1 protein-coding gene is annotated in these 236 nt (G+C 39.8%); it reads right to left on the bottom strand.

The window, feature by feature from the left end; translation table 11 throughout:
- Positions 1-236, bottom strand: a 236-nt coding sequence (locus tag FC091_RS15285) for a hypothetical protein (protein ID WP_171032537.1), incomplete at both ends; no start/stop codon positions are given.

Here is a 236-nt window from a genome sequence, read left to right as displayed (position 1 = left end):
AGTACTAGCAGGTGAAGTATCGTCAGTACATTCTACTGAAGTATCGGCAGGAATTGTTAATACAGGGTCGACTGTATCAATAATAGAATAAGTAGCTGTAGTATTTGCCGTGTTACCACACTCATCAGTAGCAGTAAATGTTACAGTAATAGCTCCATTTGCACAATCTACGTCAGTATTAGCACCATAGTCATTAGACCATGTCACACTACCACAAGTATCATTAGCCGTTGCAC

Source organism: Winogradskyella algicola (genome assembly GCF_005869935.1).
GTDB classification, from domain to species: domain Bacteria; phylum Bacteroidota; class Bacteroidia; order Flavobacteriales; family Flavobacteriaceae; genus Winogradskyella; species Winogradskyella algicola.
This window is presented reverse-complemented; position numbering and strand designations above follow the sequence as displayed.